This is a genomic window from Acinetobacter sp. MYb191 (genome assembly GCF_037572605.1).
Taxonomy (GTDB): domain Bacteria; phylum Pseudomonadota; class Gammaproteobacteria; order Pseudomonadales; family Moraxellaceae; genus Acinetobacter; species Acinetobacter johnsonii.
Genome location: NZ_JBBGZP010000021.1, coordinates 77171 through 94358 on the forward strand (window position 1 = coordinate 77171; position 17188 = coordinate 94358).

At 38.9% G+C, this 17188-nt stretch carries 20 protein-coding genes; 10 read left to right on the forward strand and 10 right to left on the reverse strand.

The features are described from left to right. Nucleotides 1–193: 193 nt before the first annotated feature. The 3 genes from recR to WH214_RS14020 are packed head-to-tail and all read right to left on the reverse strand — an operon-like array spanning nt 194 to nt 2352. Entirely contained in the window at nt 194–790 is a 597-nt protein-coding gene (gene recR, locus WH214_RS14010; RefSeq protein ID WP_005401228.1) for a recombination mediator RecR, read from the reverse strand. A gap of 16 nt (nt 791–806) precedes the next feature. Beyond that, a complete protein-coding gene (locus tag WH214_RS14015) occupies nt 807–1136 on the reverse strand; it encodes a YbaB/EbfC family nucleoid-associated protein (RefSeq protein WP_004697049.1) in 330 nt (109 codons plus the stop codon). Nucleotides 1137–1164: 28 nt separating this feature from the next. Next, nucleotides 1165–2352, reverse strand: a complete 1188-nt coding sequence (locus WH214_RS14020) for an O-succinylhomoserine sulfhydrylase (RefSeq protein WP_339422718.1) — start codon at nt 2350–2352, stop codon at nt 1165–1167. 142 nt (nt 2353–2494) lie between these two features. On the opposite strand from WH214_RS14020, the gene WH214_RS14025 reads away from it, so the two are divergent. Both WH214_RS14025 and WH214_RS14030 read left to right on the forward strand, forming a co-directional pair. Further along, nucleotides 2495–3586 (forward strand): alpha/beta fold hydrolase, encoded by a 1092-nt coding sequence (locus WH214_RS14025; RefSeq protein ID WP_339422717.1) that lies wholly within the window; start codon nt 2495–2497, stop codon nt 3584–3586. Between the two features lie 15 nt (nt 3587–3601). Then, nucleotides 3602–4474 carry an NAD(P)-dependent oxidoreductase gene (locus tag WH214_RS14030; RefSeq protein WP_339422716.1) on the forward strand — a complete coding sequence of 291 codons (873 nt, stop codon included), beginning with the start codon at nt 3602–3604 and terminating at the stop codon, nt 4472–4474. 71 nt (nt 4475–4545) lie between these two features. Here the strand turns inward: WH214_RS14030 and WH214_RS14035 are convergent, their stop codons facing one another. After that, a complete protein-coding gene (locus WH214_RS14035; protein WP_339422715.1) occupies nt 4546–5259 on the reverse strand; it encodes a transglutaminase-like domain-containing protein in 714 nt (237 codons plus the stop codon). Between the two features lie 202 nt (nt 5260–5461). Here WH214_RS14035 and WH214_RS14040 point away from each other — a divergent pair, with 202 nt between their 5' ends. Further along, nucleotides 5462–5767: a putative quinol monooxygenase gene (locus WH214_RS14040; RefSeq protein WP_339422714.1), complete on the forward strand. Its 306-nt coding sequence runs from the start codon at nt 5462–5464 to the stop codon at nt 5765–5767. A gap of 73 nt (nt 5768–5840) precedes the next feature. On the opposite strand, the gene WH214_RS14045 is transcribed toward WH214_RS14040, so the two are convergent. Further along, on the reverse strand, nt 5841–6560 hold the full coding sequence (locus WH214_RS14045) for an SDR family NAD(P)-dependent oxidoreductase (RefSeq protein WP_339422713.1): 720 nt from the start codon (nt 6558–6560) through the stop codon (nt 5841–5843). A 696-nt stretch (nt 6561–7256) separates the two neighbouring features. Here WH214_RS14045 and WH214_RS14050 point away from each other — a divergent pair. The 3 genes from WH214_RS14050 (at nt 7257) to WH214_RS14060 (ending at nt 9339) form a co-directional block, all read left to right on the forward strand. Continuing rightward, a complete protein-coding gene (locus WH214_RS14050) occupies nt 7257–7526 on the forward strand; it encodes a YARHG domain-containing protein (RefSeq protein ID WP_004697032.1) in 270 nt (89 codons plus the stop codon). A gap of 30 nt (nt 7527–7556) precedes the next feature. Continuing rightward, a complete protein-coding gene (locus tag WH214_RS14055; protein ID WP_004697031.1) occupies nt 7557–7970 on the forward strand; it encodes an HIT family protein in 414 nt (137 codons plus the stop codon). A 271-nt stretch (nt 7971–8241) separates the two neighbouring features. Next, on the forward strand, nt 8242–9339 hold the full coding sequence (locus tag WH214_RS14060; protein WP_339422712.1) for a porin: 1098 nt from the start codon (nt 8242–8244) through the stop codon (nt 9337–9339). 102 nt (nt 9340–9441) lie between these two features. On the opposite strand, the gene WH214_RS14065 is transcribed toward WH214_RS14060, so the two are convergent. After that, complete coding sequence (locus WH214_RS14065; protein WP_339422711.1) at nt 9442–10062, reverse strand: YidB family protein; 621 nt, start codon at nt 10060–10062, stop codon at nt 9442–9444. 107 nt (nt 10063–10169) lie between these two features. Next, entirely contained in the window at nt 10170–10637 is a 468-nt protein-coding gene (locus WH214_RS14070; RefSeq protein ID WP_301433515.1) for a DUF6231 family protein, read from the reverse strand. A gap of 34 nt (nt 10638–10671) precedes the next feature. On the opposite strand from WH214_RS14070, the gene WH214_RS14075 reads away from it, so the two are divergent. Beyond that, on the forward strand, nt 10672–11541 hold the full coding sequence (locus tag WH214_RS14075) for a DUF2797 domain-containing protein (protein WP_339422710.1): 870 nt from the start codon (nt 10672–10674) through the stop codon (nt 11539–11541). Nucleotides 11542–11623: 82 nt separating this feature from the next. Here the strand turns inward: WH214_RS14075 and WH214_RS14080 are convergent, their stop codons facing one another. From WH214_RS14080 to WH214_RS14090, 3 genes are all read right to left on the reverse strand, one after another. After that, on the reverse strand, nt 11624–13489 hold the full coding sequence (locus WH214_RS14080; protein ID WP_339422709.1) for a SurA N-terminal domain-containing protein: 1866 nt from the start codon (nt 13487–13489) through the stop codon (nt 11624–11626). Between the two features lie 131 nt (nt 13490–13620). Continuing rightward, nucleotides 13621–13893, reverse strand: coding sequence for an HU family DNA-binding protein (locus tag WH214_RS14085; RefSeq protein ID WP_004697018.1), 273 nt, complete (start codon nt 13891–13893; stop codon nt 13621–13623). 168 nt (nt 13894–14061) lie between these two features. Next, the gene (locus WH214_RS14090; protein WP_004984677.1) at nt 14062–14529 is read right to left on the reverse strand and encodes a phasin family protein; all 468 of its coding nucleotides are present in this window, start codon (nt 14527–14529) and stop codon (nt 14062–14064) included. A gap of 193 nt (nt 14530–14722) precedes the next feature. Between WH214_RS14090 and WH214_RS14095 the strand changes: the two genes are divergently transcribed. From WH214_RS14095 to WH214_RS14105, 3 genes are all read left to right on the forward strand, one after another. Continuing rightward, complete coding sequence (locus WH214_RS14095) at nt 14723–15370, forward strand: hypothetical protein (RefSeq protein WP_087013627.1); 648 nt, start codon at nt 14723–14725, stop codon at nt 15368–15370. A 113-nt stretch (nt 15371–15483) separates the two neighbouring features. Then, nucleotides 15484–15957 carry an Rrf2 family transcriptional regulator gene (locus WH214_RS14100; RefSeq protein WP_004697011.1) on the forward strand — a complete coding sequence of 158 codons (474 nt, stop codon included), beginning with the start codon at nt 15484–15486 and terminating at the stop codon, nt 15955–15957. Between the two features lies 1 nt (nt 15958). After that, entirely contained in the window at nt 15959–17176 is a 1218-nt protein-coding gene (locus WH214_RS14105; RefSeq protein WP_339422708.1) for an IscS subfamily cysteine desulfurase, read from the forward strand. Nucleotides 17177–17188 lie beyond the last annotated feature (12 nt).

Below are 17188 nucleotides of genomic sequence, written 5' to 3' on the forward strand. Positions count from 1 at the left end.
TAATGCTAGATGCTCTTTGGGCTATCTTACCTGAATAAGATCATTTAGCTATCAAGATTTCTAAGGGTTTTTTAATTATTTACCGTTTTTTGTGATTTTTTTATACAACTAGATTCAAATTAATATTTTTTTTATCTTAATCAAGATTTCAATCTTGTAGCTCAACTAAAAAATGAAACAAGTATCGAAATACTTATTTCATTCGCATTCTGTTATGTACAGCTTGGCTTAAGGTATGACTATCGACATATTCAAGTTCACCACCTTGTGGTACGCCTTGTGCAATACGCGTCATTTGGATCGGTAAATGTTTCGTTGCCTCAACCAAATAATGCGCTGTGGCCTGACCTTCTACCGTTGCATTGGTCGCCAAAATCACTTCCGTTACTTTACCATCGCCCAAACGCTGGATTAGATAAGGAATGCCGATCTCTTCAGGCCCAACACCATCAAGTGGAGATAAATGCCCACCCAATACATGGTACTTACCGCGGAAACTGCCACTTTGCTCAATCGCCATCACATCTGCTGGTGACTCAACCACACAAAGTAGTTGATCGTCACGTTCATGCGAGATGCAAATATCACAAACTTCGTTTTCAGTCAGTGAGTGACACAAACTGCATTCGTGAATATAGCTGGTGGCTTCGTTCAAAGCATGTGCAAGACCCACAGCCCCTTCACGATTTTTCATAATCAGATGAAGCGCCATGCGCTGAGCCGATTTCGGCCCAACACTTGGCAAAATACGTAAGGCTTGTACCAATTGATCAAAACGATCGCTAAACACTATACGTATTCCTTAATTAGAATAAACCAGCAAGACCTGGTGGTAAGCCTGCACCTGAGTTCGCAGCTTTCATACGTTCTTCAGTGATTACTTCTGCTTGACGTGCAGCATCATTCATTGCCGCAGCAATTAAGTCTTCAATCATATCTGCATCATCTTGCAATAATTCAGGATTGATTTCGATACGTTTTACCACATTACGGCAAGTCATCGTTACTTTAACCAAACCACCACCAGCTTCAGCATGCACTTCAGTTTGCGCAAGCTCTTCTTTAGCTTTTTTAATGTTGCTTTCCATGTCTTTTTGCATGCGTTGAGCTTGCTGCATTAACATATTAATGTTCATTAAAATCTCCGAACATAAAATTAAAAAATTAGATTAAGTCTAAACCACGTGTGATATCGCGAATAATATCATCAATATCTTCTAAACCAACAGAAACACGAATTAAACCTTCACGAATTCCTGCGGCTTGTTTCGCTTCTGGTGAAAGTTTGCCATGGGTAGTCGTTGCAGGATGGGTAATGGTCGATTTCGCATCGCCCAAGTTGCCTGTAATTGAAATAAACTGAGTATTGTCAATAACAGTCCATGCCCCTTCGCGCTCACCTTTCACTTCAAAAGAAACGATCCCACCAAAGCCTGTTTGTTGCTTCGCTGCAAGCTCATGCCCAATATGCTCTGGTAAACCTGCGTAATACACTTTTTCGACTTTCGGGTGTGTATTTAAGAATTCTGCTAGCTTTTGCGCACTTGCTGAATGCTCACGCATACGTAAACGTAGAGTCTCTAAGCCTTTTAAGAATACCCATGCATTGAAAGGACTCATTGAAGGCCCTGTGGTACGCACATAACCAAATACTTCTTCGAGTAGTTTATGACTACCCACTACTGCACCACCAAGAGCACGACCTTGACCATCCAAATACTTCGTCGCTGAATAAATCACCAAGTCCGCACCAAACTCAATTGGACGCTGTAATACTGGCGTACAGAAACTATTATCAATTGCTAAAAGTGCGCCATTGGCATGTGCGATTTCAGCAAGTGCTTGAACGTCTGCCACTTCAGCCAAAGGATTAGACGGAGACTCAACAAAGAGTAATTTAGTTTCAGGCTTAACGGCATTTTTCCATGCGTCTAAATCTGTTAAATCGACAAAGTCGACAGCCACACCAAACTTAGCCACATATTTTTCAAACAAAGATACGGTCGAACCAAATACCGCACGTGAACAAATCACATGATCACCCAGTTTTAAAAATGACATTGCCACGGCCATAATTGCGGCCATACCTGAACTGGTTGCCACTGCACGCTCTGCACCTTCTAAAGCTGCAAGGCGTTTTTCAAACATTGCAACAGTTGGGTTGGTAAAACGCGAGTAGATGTTTCCTGGCTCTTGACCTGAAAATTTTGCTGCGGCCTCTGCTGCATTTTCATAGACAAATGATGAAGTTAGAAAGATAGGTTCGCCATGTTCTCCCTCGAAACTACGCGTATGCCCAGTACGAATGGCTAAGGTATCTAATTGGTATTCAAATTCGTCTTGTAGGCTCATGGCTCTGGTTCAGTCGACAGACTGCCTTTGTAAAGAATTGCCAACATTTTGAGCGTCTAGGCTATTTAAGGTCAAGGTAAAATACGCGAATATTGATTAGACTTCGATCAAACTTTCTGCTTATTTGAGATCTAAGACCTATATGCACGCTTTAAAAACTAAAATTTCAATGCATCAAAATAAATTAAAGAATCTTTCTACGCGCATTTTTAATGGAAAGTCACTCATTTTGTCACAAAGCACACCTTATGAAGTGATTGAAACATTTGATCTGACCCAAATTCGCTATTACGCGCCTGAAGTGCGTAAGTATAAAGAACCCTTAGTTTTTGTGGTCCCGCTAGCCATCAATATGTCTATTTACGACCTTTATCCTTATCGCTCACTGGTGAAGTACTTCCAACAGCAAGGCTTTGCCATATATGTGATTGATTGGGGAAAATTAAATATTCATAACCGTCATTTTAACTTTCTGACGTTTATTGATCATTATATTCCACTCTGTATACAAAGCATTTTAAAACATAGTGATAGCGAGCAAATTTCTCTGCATGGGTGGAGTATGGCTGGCATTTTCGTGACCTTGTATACCGCCTTACATCAACCCAATTTTGTGAAAAATTTAATGGTTTTAGGGAGTCCAATTGACAGTTATAAATCTGGGCGAAATGGACAGTTCTTTGCATATCTCAATCGAATCATTTCAAAAAGCAAAGCATTACAACAGCAAATTTATCAGGGCAAAATACCAAAGCGCCTGCTTCATACCTCTGGGAGATTAAATACTTTTGGTTTTAAAATCATTGATCCTATCGGTTGGTTTCAAAGTCATAAGAATCTGCTACTTAATTTAGATGACCATGAAGCCTTGTATGAACATGCCACCATTGGCGGTTTTCTCAATCGTATGATTGATTATCCCGGCGGCATCAATCAAGACATGCTTTTTAATGTTTGGCTACGTAATCCACTCAAAACTGGACTAATCACATTAAATGAGAAAAGCATAGCTTTAAAAAATATACAGTGCTCATTGCTTGTGGCTGCGGGGACAACAGACCAACTTGTTACAGCAGAGGCAGCTCAGCCATTAACCCAATTGACAAGTAGCACCGATGTCACGTTTACTCTTATCCCAGGGGGACATTTAGGACTGATGTCGAGTAAGCGTAGTGCCGATGAATTTTGGCCACAACTGGCTCAGTGGTTAAGTGAACGTTCAAGTAAAATTTAAATACTAAGGTTTGACATGATTCAGTCAGTTGCATTTATCGGTCTAGGCGCCATGGGTTATCGCATGGCATCACACTTACCTAAACACTTTGAACACGTGTGGGTATGGAATCGCAATTTTGATAAAGCAAAACAACATGCAGAAGCCTATGGCACGCAGGCGGTGGAACTTGCGCAAGCAGTTCAGGCCGATGTAGTCTTCTCTTGCCTTCCAACCAGTCAAGATATTGAAGACTTACTTGCACAAGTTGAGCTTAAATCGGGCAGCATTTGGGTCGATTGCACCAGCGGTGTACCCTCTTCTGCAAAAAAAGTAGCTGAACAGCTTAAACAACACGGTGTGGACTTTTTAGATGCACCGGTAAGTGGTCAAACTATTGGTGCTGATAATGCAACCCTTACGGTTATGATCGGTGGTGATGCCGCAGCTTTTGAACGCGCACTACCAGCTATTCAAGCGTTTGGTAAACTGATTAAACACGTGGGCGAATCGGGTGCTGGTTTTGCAGTTAAAGCCGTAAACAATATGCTTTTGGCTGTGAACCTCTGTGCTGTTGCCGAAGGGTTTACCACCCTAAAAGCCCATGGCGTAAACTTAAACGAAGCATTAGATTGCATTAATGCGTCTAGTGGTAAAAGTGGCGTAACTGAAACTGTTTTACCACAGCGCATTCTCAACCGCAGCTTCCCGCTTACTTTTGCACTCCCTCTATTAGCAAAAGATACGGGCATTGCCGTTGATTTAGTCCGCGAAGCAAAACTATCCGCACCTGTGATTGGACTGGCTCAAAGTTTAATTCAAACTGCTAGTGATTTATCTGAAGCAGACAGCGATTTTTCTTCAGCAGTTAAACTATATGAGTCATGGAGCAAAATTACTTTAGAGTAATGCTTATCATAGTCAGTCATACTTTAACTTTAATCATAAGTTAAGCTATTCCGATGGCCGAACAAAAAGCCTCATAAAGAGGCTTTTTGTATATTTCTAATTTTATTGACGTTTTGATTCATTAAGTGTCTGACTACATATTTAAAAGCCATACGTTGTATCGGACTAAGTTCTTGTTGATGCATATTATAAAAATCATCTGGGTTATCAAATAAACCGAAATCTTGATTAATCCCCTTGTCTTGGATAAAAGTATCATTCAAATTCCAATCAATAGGTGGATTTTCAAAATTCTCGGTAAATACCCCAAAACCACAAAAGGTTTTTGCTTGATGCTTATTTATACTTTGTAATTTTTCTAGATAAAGTCGATCAAGAATTACACCCTCCAAAATATACCATTGTCCATTCACATGAACTTCGACCCAACTATGTAAAATATTCTTGGGCGATAACTTATACCAAATGCCTTTGATTGCGCCTTTTTGTAAGGCTTTATCGATGGTAAACCCATGTATCCGAGTGGCTACACCCACCGCTCGCAGTAACGCCGTCAATAACGTTGCTTTGGTATTACACTGACCATAACCGTCGCTTAAGACTTGAGATGCCTGTATCGTATCTCCCGTGTTATAGCCAAATTGAACTTCATCACGAACAAAGTTATAAATATTCCTCACCTTATTAACTTCATCAAGATCTCTCCATTTGCGTTGTTCAATCAAATTTTGAATCGATGGATGGTAATAATCTAAAATCGGTGTCTGTTCTAATAGCGTTAGCATACTCAGCTCTCCAGTCTAGTCATTTGATTTAAAACTATGGAGTTAGTCTAAGGTCAATATTTTTACTGCCACTTTTATAATGAATTAAGACTAAAGATTGTTTTGAGCTTGATTAATTTTATAGTAGAGCTCTGTATACTCAATTAATTCAGCACATATACTTGTGTATAAAAAACCGAATTAAATTTAGGATAAACAATTTATGCTTAAAGTCATTGCTCAGGATTTTATTAAACTAGAACATCTTGATAGAGTCATGCCTTTATATCGTGAACTTGTAGAAAAAACAAAAGCTGAACCGAGATGTATATCCTACGACCTATTTATTGATCAAAAAGACGCTGGGCATTTTATATTTATTGAAGCATGGCCTGATCGTGCAGCACTAGATGCACATTGTGAAACGGAGCATTTTAAAAGACTAGTGCCGTTAATTGACCAATACCAAAGAGCTGTAGGAACGTATATATTGATGGATGAGTTTTCACTCCAAAGTAGCTTCACCTAGATCGAATATGGTATCGAAAAATAAAACTATCCGATAAATACGTCCATGTAAAATTACAGCGAAACATCTCGATTTAAATATTTTCATCTTTCATTGCAGGCATGAGAATTTCTTTAACACAAGATGCATTACTGGTGGAGATGATAAATTTTATGGCTAAAATAACATCGGACAAAGGAATTAAAGTATGATTGGTCTCTGCCAATACAGTTGCTGTTGGAACATCTGCTTCATATTCTGTTGCCAAATACCCTAGATTTAAAACACTCACCCCAATCAGGTCGTTACGCAAAATCTCACGCAATGATTGAGCAATTCCACGCAAAGCATATTTCGTTGCAGAAAAGACTAACTCTTTGCCATTATGATTGTCCACACCCCATGTAGAACCGATCAATATGACTTTAGCGTTATCCGATAACTTTAAATTTTCTATCAAGGACTGAAGAGACTGAATACAAGTATTAATATTTGTATTTAGAATGATATTTAACTCAGCAGATGAAACCTCTTTAAAGTTATAATTCTCTGTAAAAGCATTATTTTCCCAGATTCCAACATTATAAATAAGAACATCTATTTTCTCATCTTTGACTGCTTCTTTTACCTTATCTACTGCATCGTTAGGAGCAGATAAATCCGCACAAATCCAATTCAATTGAGCATTATTTTTAGGAATAGTACGGGAGACACCATAAACTTTGTCCTGAGCTTCAGGCACTAAGTTTACAATCGCTTTGCCTAAGCCTCTACTTGCGCCATAAATTAGAAATGTTCGACCTAAAACATTCATATTTTAATTCATCCTTTCATAACGAACTGCATAATGATTTAAACTTAAGTTAAGTTTAAATCAAGCTTTATTTATTATTCTATATTTTGCTCAATGGTTTATATTTAGCAGTTAAAGACTACGACCCTCTGATTCACAGAAAATAAAAGATATTTCCATAATTTATTTTCCACCCACTTATTTCTAGTAAATCCCCAGCACAAGGCATTCAATAATAAAATAGCAATAAATAAAGCTTTTAGACTGTCTAAAATAAGCATGCAAAAGAGTCCATTTAAGACAGCAAAATATCATTAAACGATAATAATACATAAGCGCTTAATTCAGAAAAAATAAATAATTTAAAAAAATTCATTGCTAATCGTATATAAATGCCTGAAATAGCATTTGAGATGAGGCGAACATTAAAGGTTAAAAATGCTGACGTACCCAAGTACTGCGCCCCCCTAAATGAAATTTAAAAGTGTTTAGAGCCTAAAAAAGTTATAAAAATAGGCTAAATTACATAAAAAACTGAAATATCTATTTCTATCTGCTATTTATAAAGTAATTGATATATATAAATTTTATGTATTACATGCAGCAATTATGAAGTAAAATTACAATTGAGTAAGAACTCACCATTGAATAAACAGAACAAACCCCTATAAAGTAATAGCGTGACTACATACAATGTTACAAACTGAGGAAATTCTCATGAAAAAGTTGACTGTAGCGGTTTTTGCCAGTCTTGCAACATTAATCGGGGCGCAAAGTTTTGCGGCATCACCTGAGCAAGAGTGTCAAAAATTAAAAGATGATCATGATGTCATTTATGCATCTAAAGGTTTCTGTTTCAAGGACCCTGAAGCGAAAGCAAAATTTGGCAATGATAATTGCTACACCACTAAACCGAAATTCTCTGAAAAAGAGCAACAACGTCTTGACGCCATTAAAGAACGTCAAAAAGAATTGAACTGTAAGTAAATCAGTTTAAGCGAAACTTAAGGAATAGACATGGCTTACGATGAGCAAAACATTTTTGCACGGATTTTACGTGGTGAACTTCCAGCCATAAAAGTATATGAAGATGACCAAGTTCTTGCATTCATGGATATTATGCCTCAAGCAGACGGTCATACTTTAGTCATACCAAAAACGCCTGCTGTGACTTTACTCGACCTCCCTGCCGATGCTGCTGCTTACACCATTCAAGTGGTACAAAAAGTAGCAAAAGCCATTGAAGTCGGTTTGGATGCCCAAGGCATTGTCCTCATGCAACTGTCTGGAGCTGCTGCTGGGCAAACCGTTCCCCATGTACATTTCCACCTCATTCCGAGTTCGGTACATGAGCTAGGTAAGCATGCGTTGCAAATGGGTGATCAAGAAAAAATCAAAGCACAAGCAGAAAAAATTCGTGCTGCTTTGTAATTCCATCCATTCAATCAAGGAGCTTCGGCTCCTTTTTTAGGCCTAAAAATAAATAAGATCAATAATATAAGTCTCCAGAATCTACCTTAACAATTTATCGTGGAAATGCATTTGACATTGGATTGTTTAATATTTTTGTAATATTCCCTTAATATTAATGACTTATTTGTAATCAATAATGAGCGCCAAGAGACAGAAGTCTGATTAATAAAAAGACGACTGAATAACCTTTTATAGACGAATCAACAAAAAGTCTTTCTTGGAGCTACACATGAAAAAAACACTTTGCGCATTAGCAGTTGGGGCAACTTTACTTACACCAACCTTAGCGATGGCTGCTGACGTAAAAATTTATGGCCGTGCGCATGTTTCTTTAGACTATCTGGATGATGGCGCTGACTATAACGAAGTTGGAATCTCTTCAAACTCTTCACGCTTAGGTTTCAAAGTAGAGCAAGAACTTGAAAATGGCATGACTGTATTTGGTCAAATTGAGCAAGAAGTTAACTTCGCAAGCGGCTCTGCTGATGATAAAGGCGTAGATTTTGCAACACGTGATACTTTCGTAGGTTTAAAAGGTGACTTCGGTCAAGCACGTGTAGGTCGTTTTGACAGCCCATTCAAGGCTGCACGCGGTCCAATCAACTTCTTTGGTGACATGGTTGGTGATGTACGTAACGTAACACGTGTTGGTGATTTGAAGTTTGATGAGCGTAATGACAACACTATTGAATATAAATCACCTAAATTTGGTGGTGGCTTCAATGTACTTGCAGCACTTTCAATGCACAAGGGTACATCTATCGCTAAAGATGGAACAACAAAAGAAGGCGTTGAGGACAATAAAGCTTACGATCTAGCTTTAACGTACAAAGAAGGTAATGTCGACTTTGCAGCAGCATATGAGAAATATGAAGATAACTCTGCAACGACATCGCAAAATGTTTCATCAACAGGAATTAAAGCCGAACGCGATGCTTTCCGACTAGCTGGTTCATACAAAATCACACCTGATTTTAACTTAGGTGCAATGTATCAAATTGCTCAATACGATCATGATGATCTAAGTGATTTTGATGCTCAAGTATTCGGTATTGCAGGTGAATACAAATTTACGCCAAAAACAGCTCTACGTGGTGAATACTTCTACCGCGATGTCGATGCTGATGATGCAAATTCAAGTTTAGTTGCAATTGGTGTTGAGCACCGCTTGGATAAAGCAGTACGCGTTTATGCCAACCTTGCAACCATGCTAAATGATAAGAATGCTAATCTTACGCCATGGAAAGAGGGTCGCTCATACTCTGTTAGTGGTGAAAAAGACGAAAATGCTACAGCACTTTCTTTAGGTTTCCGTTACGACTTCTAATTTAACGCTCCCCTAAAAATTAAAAAACACGCTTCGGCGTGTTTTTTAATTTAGAATTTTAAGTAATAAAAAGCCATTCTAGAATGGCTTTTTATTTCGGATTTAGCGCTTTAAGAAACCTGAAACCAAGTTTAATACCTGTTGGATATCCTCGTTGGCTTCTTGAGGATTGGTTTGTCCTGCTTGCGGGGTAAGTGAATCAATAATTTGCGGTAACACTTGTGAAATAGCACTATATACATCTTGTTTAGGTGCATTCGCTTGCTCTGCAACTTGCTCCACCGCGGCATCATCAAACAAGTTTTGCACTTGCTCTGGATTTACACTGGCGTTTTCTCCTGGTCCTGTAGAAACCCAGTCCTCAACCTGACTGCTTAAACCTTGCCCTTTGAGTTTATCTAAAGCTGCCTGCAAACCACCTTGCTGTTGAATCCATGCCAAAATCAAAGGCAATACCGCAATCAATAAACTTTTTCCACCGCCTGCAAATCCTGAGTTCTGCGAGTTTGGCGCCTGCTGCGACTGTCCACCAGTCAAACCACCTAACACCGAGCCTAAAATATCGCCCAGACCACCCTGTTGTGTTTGGCCCGTACTACCCGCTCCGAGTTGCCCAAGCACCGAACCCAAAATTCCACCCAAACCACTTTGCTGATTTGACTGTTGCTGACCGCCCATGGCCTGCTTTGCCAAAATTTCTATAATATTATTAAGGTTCGTCATCACTTTATCCTGTCTAGGTTTTTAAACAGCATACGGTGTTTAAAAAAACCCTATAGAGATAAATTGTTAATTTTTGCTATGAATGAAAAAATAGAGTCGCAGTCGAATCACCAACGGAATTTATTCCAGTTTTCAGGATTAGCCCAAAATTTTGAATTGAACCAGTCAGGTACATGCTTATAGGTCAAAATATTAAATTGCCATAAAGCAAAGTCTTTACCATGCGTCGTTTTATCAATCAGTTGAGTAAAACCTAAAGCACGAAGCAGTTGTTCATCCTGCAATTGACTCACCACCACAATACGCTTTGCCATCAAATCTCTTAAACGCACCAATAGTTGTGATTTTTGTTGTGAGCTTATATTTTGCATTTCTACCGTGTCAAAAAGCACAAAACCTAAATCATAGCGCTGGGTAAAAGGCAGACTTAAAAAGTCAGATACGCTAAAATATTGCCATTGAATAGATTGATGATGATTTGGGCTGAGATCCTGCCCAATGCACAATGCAGTTGAAATAGGCTGTTCTTGAGATAAATCGTCTAGCATAGAAGTAATGACGTTCAGTTCAGCCATAACCGCATCCTTAATATTGAGTGAGTAATTCTGTATGGAACTTCAAGGCATTTGCCATAAAATGCATGCAGGTCTTAAGGACCTTAGTGTAACTGATCAACATACACACAAGGCAAATGTTGAATATAAATTTATCCTAGATCGTTCAGAAGTTGACCTTCCTTTTAACTTGGGTCAAGAAATCGAGATTGAATGGACTGGTAAAATCTTCTGTGTTTCATGTGGTACGAAGACTTCTAAATCATTTTCGCAAGGCCATTGCTTTAAGTGCTTTAAAACCAAAGCCTCTTGTGACATGTGTATTATGAAACCTGAAACCTGTCACTACCACTTAGGCACTTGCCGAGAAGACAGCTTCGCGCATGAAGTTTGTTTCCAGCCACATATTGTTTATTTAGCTAACTCAAGTGCTCTAAAAGTTGGGATTACACGGATTAGCCAAATGCCAACCCGTTGGCTTGATCAAGGTGCAACCCAAGCCCTTCCAATTATGAAAGTCGGTTCGCGTCGTCTTTCAGGCCAGCTCGAAATTATGTTTGGCACACAAGTGGCAGACAAAACCGATTGGCGCAAATTACTCAAAGGCGAAGCTGAACCACTCGACTTGATTGAAGTTCGCGAACAACTCATCGAAGAATTTGCACCTAAAATCCAAACCATTCGTGAGGAATTTAGTCAAAATCTTGAATTCAATGAAACGGTTGAGCTTTTGGAAACTGAACTGCCACGCGAGTTTGTTTATCCAGTTGTGCAATATCCTGAGAAAATTAAATCCCACAATCTGGATAAAACCCCAGTTATTCGCGGTAAGTTACAAGGGATTAAAGGTCAGTACCTGATTTTAGATACAGGCGTGATTAATATTCGTAAATATTCAGGTTATGAGCTCAAAATTCGTGCCTAAGCTTGTTTATCCTTAAATAAAATTTGTTTATCTACACACATAAAAAAACCTGCATGAATGCAGGTTTTTTTATGTGATGCGATTATTTAATTTTTGCATGTGCTTTTAAGTATTGCACATAATCTTCAGCTTCTTGCTGACCACGAAGTTGTTGATATAACTTCGAAAGCTCAGCCAATTGCTCATCCGTCAATGCACTAGACGTCGTCTTGTTTACGTTTGATACCGCAACTACCACCATTTCTGTTGGCAATAATGCTGTTGTTACAGACCACTGTCCTTCTTTTGGTGCCGCTTGGCTAAACGCCGCACGCTCAACTGCACGCGGTAAACCTTGTGAACGAATAAATACTTGCGGTGGAGTAAAGGTCAAACCGCTCTTGGCAACAACAGATACTGCTGGTTGAGTTTTAAAGTCTTTTAAACTTTGAGCAATTTTGGCTTTAGCAGCATCATAAGCTTTTTGTTCAACCAATTTTGCTTTCACACGTGGTGTTGCTTCTTGAAGCGTTTGGACACCTGCCGCATGATAATCACGTACTTTTGCCCAAACCACATCCCCATTCGGAAGTTGAATGCTGCTGGTCGCGTTACGATCACCGTTTTTAACGTCATCGTTAAACAGTTTCACTTTTACCGCAGCATTACTTAATACAGGATGCTGTGTAGATAAGGTCATGCCTTTTACAGTTTGAACTTGTACACCTTTAACTTCTTGAGACACCACATCTAAAGCATCTGAGTCTACAACCAGTTCATTTAAGCTGTTTACAGTATCAGAGAATGCATTGGCTGTTTTATTCTTTTGAACTTCCGCCGTCAAACGTGCTTTTTCATTTTCAAAAGATGGCAACTTCACAGCTGGCGCATCAGTTTCAATGACATGGTAACCAAATTCAGTTTTTACAGGCGCTGATACTTGACCTGATTTAAGTGATGCTACAGCTTGGTCAAAAGCATCACCAAAAGTGCCTTTGTTATAAACTGCTAAAGCACCACCATTCGCTTTAGATGCAGTATCTTCAGAGTATTGAGCCGCAGCTGCTGCAAAGCTTGTTCCTGCTTTAATTTTTGCCACAACTTCTTCTGCACGTTTTTTCGCTTCAGCATCTGTACGTGCATCCGTCGTAATCAGAATATGTTTAACCAAAGGCGCAACATTATCTTTTTGTGCTTCAACAAACTGTGTATAGGCTTGCTGCAACTCCGCATCTGTAACAGGTGAAGCAGCAGCAGGAACATTGGCTGGTGTTAATAACACATAGTCAACATCCACACTTGCCACTTGTTTAAACATAGCTGGGTGTTGCTTGTAATAGTTTTCAATCTCTTGTGCTGAAACCTTGACGTTCTTTTTATATTCATCAAGATTTACATTGGCAAACTGCACAGTACGCTGTTCTGTTTGTAAGTTAGCAATTTGTTGAATATCTAGTTTACTCACCAATGCATAATCAACAAAAGTCGAACGCATCATTTTTAATGCATGGTCTTGACGTAAGTTTGCAACAAGCGCATCACTACTCATACCCACAGATTGTAAATAGCTTGAATAACGTGTTTCTGAAAATTTTCCATTTTCTTGAAAACTTGGCTGTTGAGCAATCATCTGTTCAATTTGAGTATCACTGAGTGAAATGCCCAGCTTTTCAGCCTGTTGCAATAACAAAGTATTTGCGATCAGTTGGTCCATCGCTTTATCTTTAATAAAGCTTTGGTTGAGTAAAGTTTCATCCCCATTGGCATAAGCTAAGAATTGTTCTTTAAAGGAAGCGGTTAAGGTCTCTAATTCCTTTTCAGAAATATCTTGGCCATTGACTGATTTTACAGCGTCTTTTGATCCGCTACTAAAATATCCTTCAATACCTACAAGTGCTAAAGGGGTCAAAAACAAAATGAGCAAAGCTTTGCCCAACCAACCCTTAATAACTTTACGAAAAGATTCCATAAGTATTCCAATATTTTATTTGCCCGAGATTTTAACTGAAAAGCAGCAATGAATGAATGTGTTATCGACACATTTTCTAATGTTTAATAAAAAACGCGCCGAAAAGGCGCGTTTAGTATTTATTTAAAAGATTAAGCAACAGAATCTTTTAAACCTTTACCAGCTTTGAAGCTTGGTACTTTGCTTGCTTTAATTTCTAAAGTAGCACCAGTTTGTGGGTTACGGCCAGTACGTGCAGCACGTTCTTTCACGTTGAAAGTACCAAAACCAACAAGTGTAACTGTATCACCAGACTTAAGCGCTTCAGTGATTGAAGCAATTGTAGCGTCTAAGGCCTTACCAGCATCAGTCTTAGACAATCCCCCTTTCTCTGCAATTGCATCAATTAATTCTGATTTATTCATGTGGATCGCGTCCTCTTAATATCGTTTATTTAAGGTCCAAAAATTTAGTATAAATTACCGTAACGCCTTTATAGCAATGCTTTAGGTGAAAACGCAATACTCTGTATATGCTTTTTTGGAAAATAAATCACAAAAAAACGTTGAAAAAGGTACAAAAGCACAACCAGATCACTTTTTATTCACTTTTTCGTTTAACTTCTTATTTTCTTCAATCAAAACATCGATTTTATCATTAAGTTGAAGAATCAGGTTTTCTAAGTACTGAATGTCTTTCACCGTGACCAATCCAATCCGATTTAAGGAGTGATTTACCCCACGATCTACAATCTTCTCAACCTTGTCTTTAGTATCCGTCACCGATTCACGCGCTTTTTCAGATACCTTTTCAACCGTTTGGTCAGCAATCTCAGTGGTTTTAGATTCTAACTCTTCGCCGACTTGGACCAACGAGTCAAATAATTTATTACCCTCTTCCTCTGCACGTGAAAAAGCGCCCAAACCAGCTAACCAGATTTGCTTGGTATACTTTCTAAAATCCAAACTATTTTTACGGTGAAAATGATGCTTAGTTTTTGTTTTTTTTAGTGTTTCATCTTCTTGCGAAATATCATCTAACTCTATATCTGCTTTTTCCATTAGCACCATCTCCTGCATGATTTATGTGCAAAAACATCCAAAAAATCTTATAGATTGCACTATACTAGCAAATATTAGACTTGATCGATTTGTAAAACTGTTCTACAAAGCATCTTTATTACATTTTTATTTTTAAGTCTGAAGTTTTTGCGAGCAGGATGCTCATTTCAGGTCAGGATTTAGGTTACTACTTATGAGTGATTCTCAAAAAGAACACAATCAAACACATATGCTACTCACTATGGTGATGATTGTTCTTGAGACGATCTTTTCTCTTATTTTAAAACACGACCGCGTGGTTGCACTTCACTGTAAAAAGTTTGTTGAGCAAAATATTGCGATTAAAATAAATAGCTATCTGCCTTATTTTGACTTCTATATCACCTTTACCGCTCAAGGTGTTTTATTTGACGCCAAAGCACCTGAAAAACCGGTCGACCTAGATGTACGCACCACATTGATGGATTTAATTAAAATTTTCGTCTTTGGAAACCGTCGTAGTATTAAAACCATGCGTATTGATGGTGACATCACCTTAAAAGATGAGTTCCGAGATTTAATTTTACATTTTAGTGCACCTAAAGTTCTTGCCGATTGGAAAAACTGGTTAACTGAACCAACTGATCCGCAAAATGTAGTTGCATCTAAAAAGCGCATTGCACCTCTTTTAGAGAAAATTGAAGAACAACGTTCTAAAATCAACACTCTACAGGTTGAAGTGAAACAATACAAAAATCGTATTCGCCGTATCGAGCAACGTCAAAAACGTATAAATGTCACATTTTTTGTGTTTTCTATACTTTTGATTAGCTTATTAGTATATAATATTTGGCTTGCATAACTACATAATATTTCAAGCAAATTAAATACGCACAATCCCTATTAAAAAAACTTGACTATTTTAGTCAGGATTCTTAAAATCGGCACATCTAGTCTAATCATGTGTATCGAATCATGCGCTTAACAACTCGCGGACGCTACGCAGTGACTGCTCTACTTGATTTAGCTTTGCAGCCAACTGAACAAACGATCACGCTTGCAGAAATTGCAGCTCGTCAAACTATCTCTGTTGCTTATCTTGAGCAGTTATTTGCGAAATTAAAGCGCCACGGCTTAGTTTCTAGTATTCGTGGTGCCAACGGTGGTTACCATTTAGCTCGTCGCGCTGATGAAATCACGGTATTAGCAGTTATTGAAGCTGTAAACGAAACAGTTGATGCCACTCGCTGTGACCATAAAGGCAACTGCCAAAATGGCGCAATGTGCTTAACTCACGATTTATGGCAAGAACTCTCCCATCACATTGCCGACTATCTCGCTAAAATCACTCTTGCTGACCTTGTAGCACGTGACAACGTTCAAAAAGTTGCCATTCGCCAAAACACAGCACCTTCAGATTCAGCCCTTTTATCGGTAACAGGTATTTGACATGAAACGTCCAATTTATCTTGATTATGCAGCAACAACTCCTGTAGACCCGCAAGTCGCTGAACGCATGATGGAATGTCTGACATTTGACGGCACATTTGGCAACCCAGCATCTCGTTCTCATGCTTACGGTTGGCAGGCAGAAGAAAAAGTAGAATATGCACGTGAACAAGTTGCGAACTTGATCAAAGCAGATCCACGCGAAATCGTTTGGACTTCAGGTGCAACTGAATCAGATAACTTAGCTCTTAAAGGCGTAGCACAATTCTATGCGTCTAAAGGCAAGCACATTATTACAAGTAAAATTGAACACAAAGCTATTTTAGATACTTGCCGTGAGCTTGAATCTGAAGGTTTTGAAATCACTTACCTTGAGCCACTTCCAAACACGGGTCTAATTACCCCTGAAATGGTTGAAGCTGCTATTCGTCCAGACACTATTCTTGTTTCACTTATGATGGTAAACAACGAAATTGGTTCTGTGACTGATGTTGCGGCAATTGGTGAAATTACTCGTGCACACAAGATCTTCTTCCATGTCGATGCGGCGCAAGCTGCAGGTAAAGTTGAAATTGACCTTTCAACTATGAAAGTTGACCTTATGAGCTTCTCTGCTCATAAAATTTATGGCCCTAAAGGTATTGGCGCACTCTATGTACGTCGTACTCCACGTGTTCGTTTAAAAGCGCAAATGCATGGTGGCGGTCATGAACGCGGTATGCGTTCTGGTACACTTGCAACACACCAAATCGTTGGTATGGGTGAAGCATTTGAACTTGCAGGTAAAAACTTAACTTCTGAACAAGCACGCATTCGCGTACTTCGTGACAAGCTTTGGAATGGCTTACAAGACTTAGAACAAATTTTCTTAAACGGCCACCCAACACAAAACGTTGCGAACTACTTAAACGTAAGTTTCAACTTTGTTGAAGGTGAATCGTTAATGATGTCGTTGAAAGACGCTGCTGTATCTTCGGGTTCAGCTTGTACTTCAGCAACATTAGAACCTTCTTATGTATTACGTGCACTAGGTTTGTCTGACGAACTTGCGCACAGTTCAATTCGTTTCAGTTTTGGTAAATACACCACTGAAGCAGACATTGACCATGTACTTACAGTGACGCGTTCTGCAGTCGAGAAACTTCGTGAACTTTCTCCACTTTGGGACATGTACAAAGACGGTATCGACCTTTCTACAGTTGAGTGGGCTGAACACTAATTTTCCCCATTG

Coding starts and splice junctions, on each gene's coding strand:
- WH214_RS14070 (WP_301433515.1), bottom strand. CDS start 10,637: ATGGCTGAACTGAACGTCATTACTTCTATGCTAGACGATTTATCTCAA.
- WH214_RS14065 (WP_339422711.1), bottom strand. CDS start 10,062: ATGACGAACCTTAATAATATTATAGAAATTTTGGCAAAGCAGGCCATG.
- WH214_RS14045 (WP_339422713.1), bottom strand. CDS start 6,560: ATGAATGTTTTAGGTCGAACATTTCTAATTTATGGCGCAAGTAGAGGC.
- WH214_RS14055 (WP_004697031.1), top strand. CDS start 7,557: ATGGCTTACGATGAGCAAAACATTTTTGCACGGATTTTACGTGGTGAA.
- WH214_RS14035 (WP_339422715.1), bottom strand. CDS start 5,259: ATGCTAACGCTATTAGAACAGACACCGATTTTAGATTATTACCATCCA.
- WH214_RS14085 (WP_004697018.1), bottom strand. CDS start 13,893: ATGAATAAATCAGAATTAATTGATGCAATTGCAGAGAAAGGGGGATTG.
- WH214_RS14095 (WP_087013627.1), top strand. CDS start 14,723: ATGAGTGATTCTCAAAAAGAACACAATCAAACACATATGCTACTCACT.
- WH214_RS14075 (WP_339422710.1), top strand. CDS start 10,672: ATGGAACTTCAAGGCATTTGCCATAAAATGCATGCAGGTCTTAAGGAC.
- WH214_RS14105 (WP_339422708.1), top strand. CDS start 15,959: ATGAAACGTCCAATTTATCTTGATTATGCAGCAACAACTCCTGTAGAC.
- WH214_RS14090 (WP_004984677.1), bottom strand. CDS start 14,529: ATGGAAAAAGCAGATATAGAGTTAGATGATATTTCGCAAGAAGATGAA.
- WH214_RS14025 (WP_339422717.1), top strand. CDS start 2,495: ATGCACGCTTTAAAAACTAAAATTTCAATGCATCAAAATAAATTAAAG.
- WH214_RS14060 (WP_339422712.1), top strand. CDS start 8,242: ATGAAAAAAACACTTTGCGCATTAGCAGTTGGGGCAACTTTACTTACA.
- WH214_RS14040 (WP_339422714.1), top strand. CDS start 5,462: ATGCTTAAAGTCATTGCTCAGGATTTTATTAAACTAGAACATCTTGAT.
- WH214_RS14080 (WP_339422709.1), bottom strand. CDS start 13,489: ATGGAATCTTTTCGTAAAGTTATTAAGGGTTGGTTGGGCAAAGCTTTG.
- WH214_RS14050 (WP_004697032.1), top strand. CDS start 7,257: ATGAAAAAGTTGACTGTAGCGGTTTTTGCCAGTCTTGCAACATTAATC.
- WH214_RS14030 (WP_339422716.1), top strand. CDS start 3,602: ATGATTCAGTCAGTTGCATTTATCGGTCTAGGCGCCATGGGTTATCGC.
- WH214_RS14100 (WP_004697011.1), top strand. CDS start 15,484: ATGCGCTTAACAACTCGCGGACGCTACGCAGTGACTGCTCTACTTGAT.
- WH214_RS14015 (WP_004697049.1), bottom strand. CDS start 1,136: ATGAACATTAATATGTTAATGCAGCAAGCTCAACGCATGCAAAAAGAC.
- WH214_RS14020 (WP_339422718.1), bottom strand. CDS start 2,352: ATGAGCCTACAAGACGAATTTGAATACCAATTAGATACCTTAGCCATT.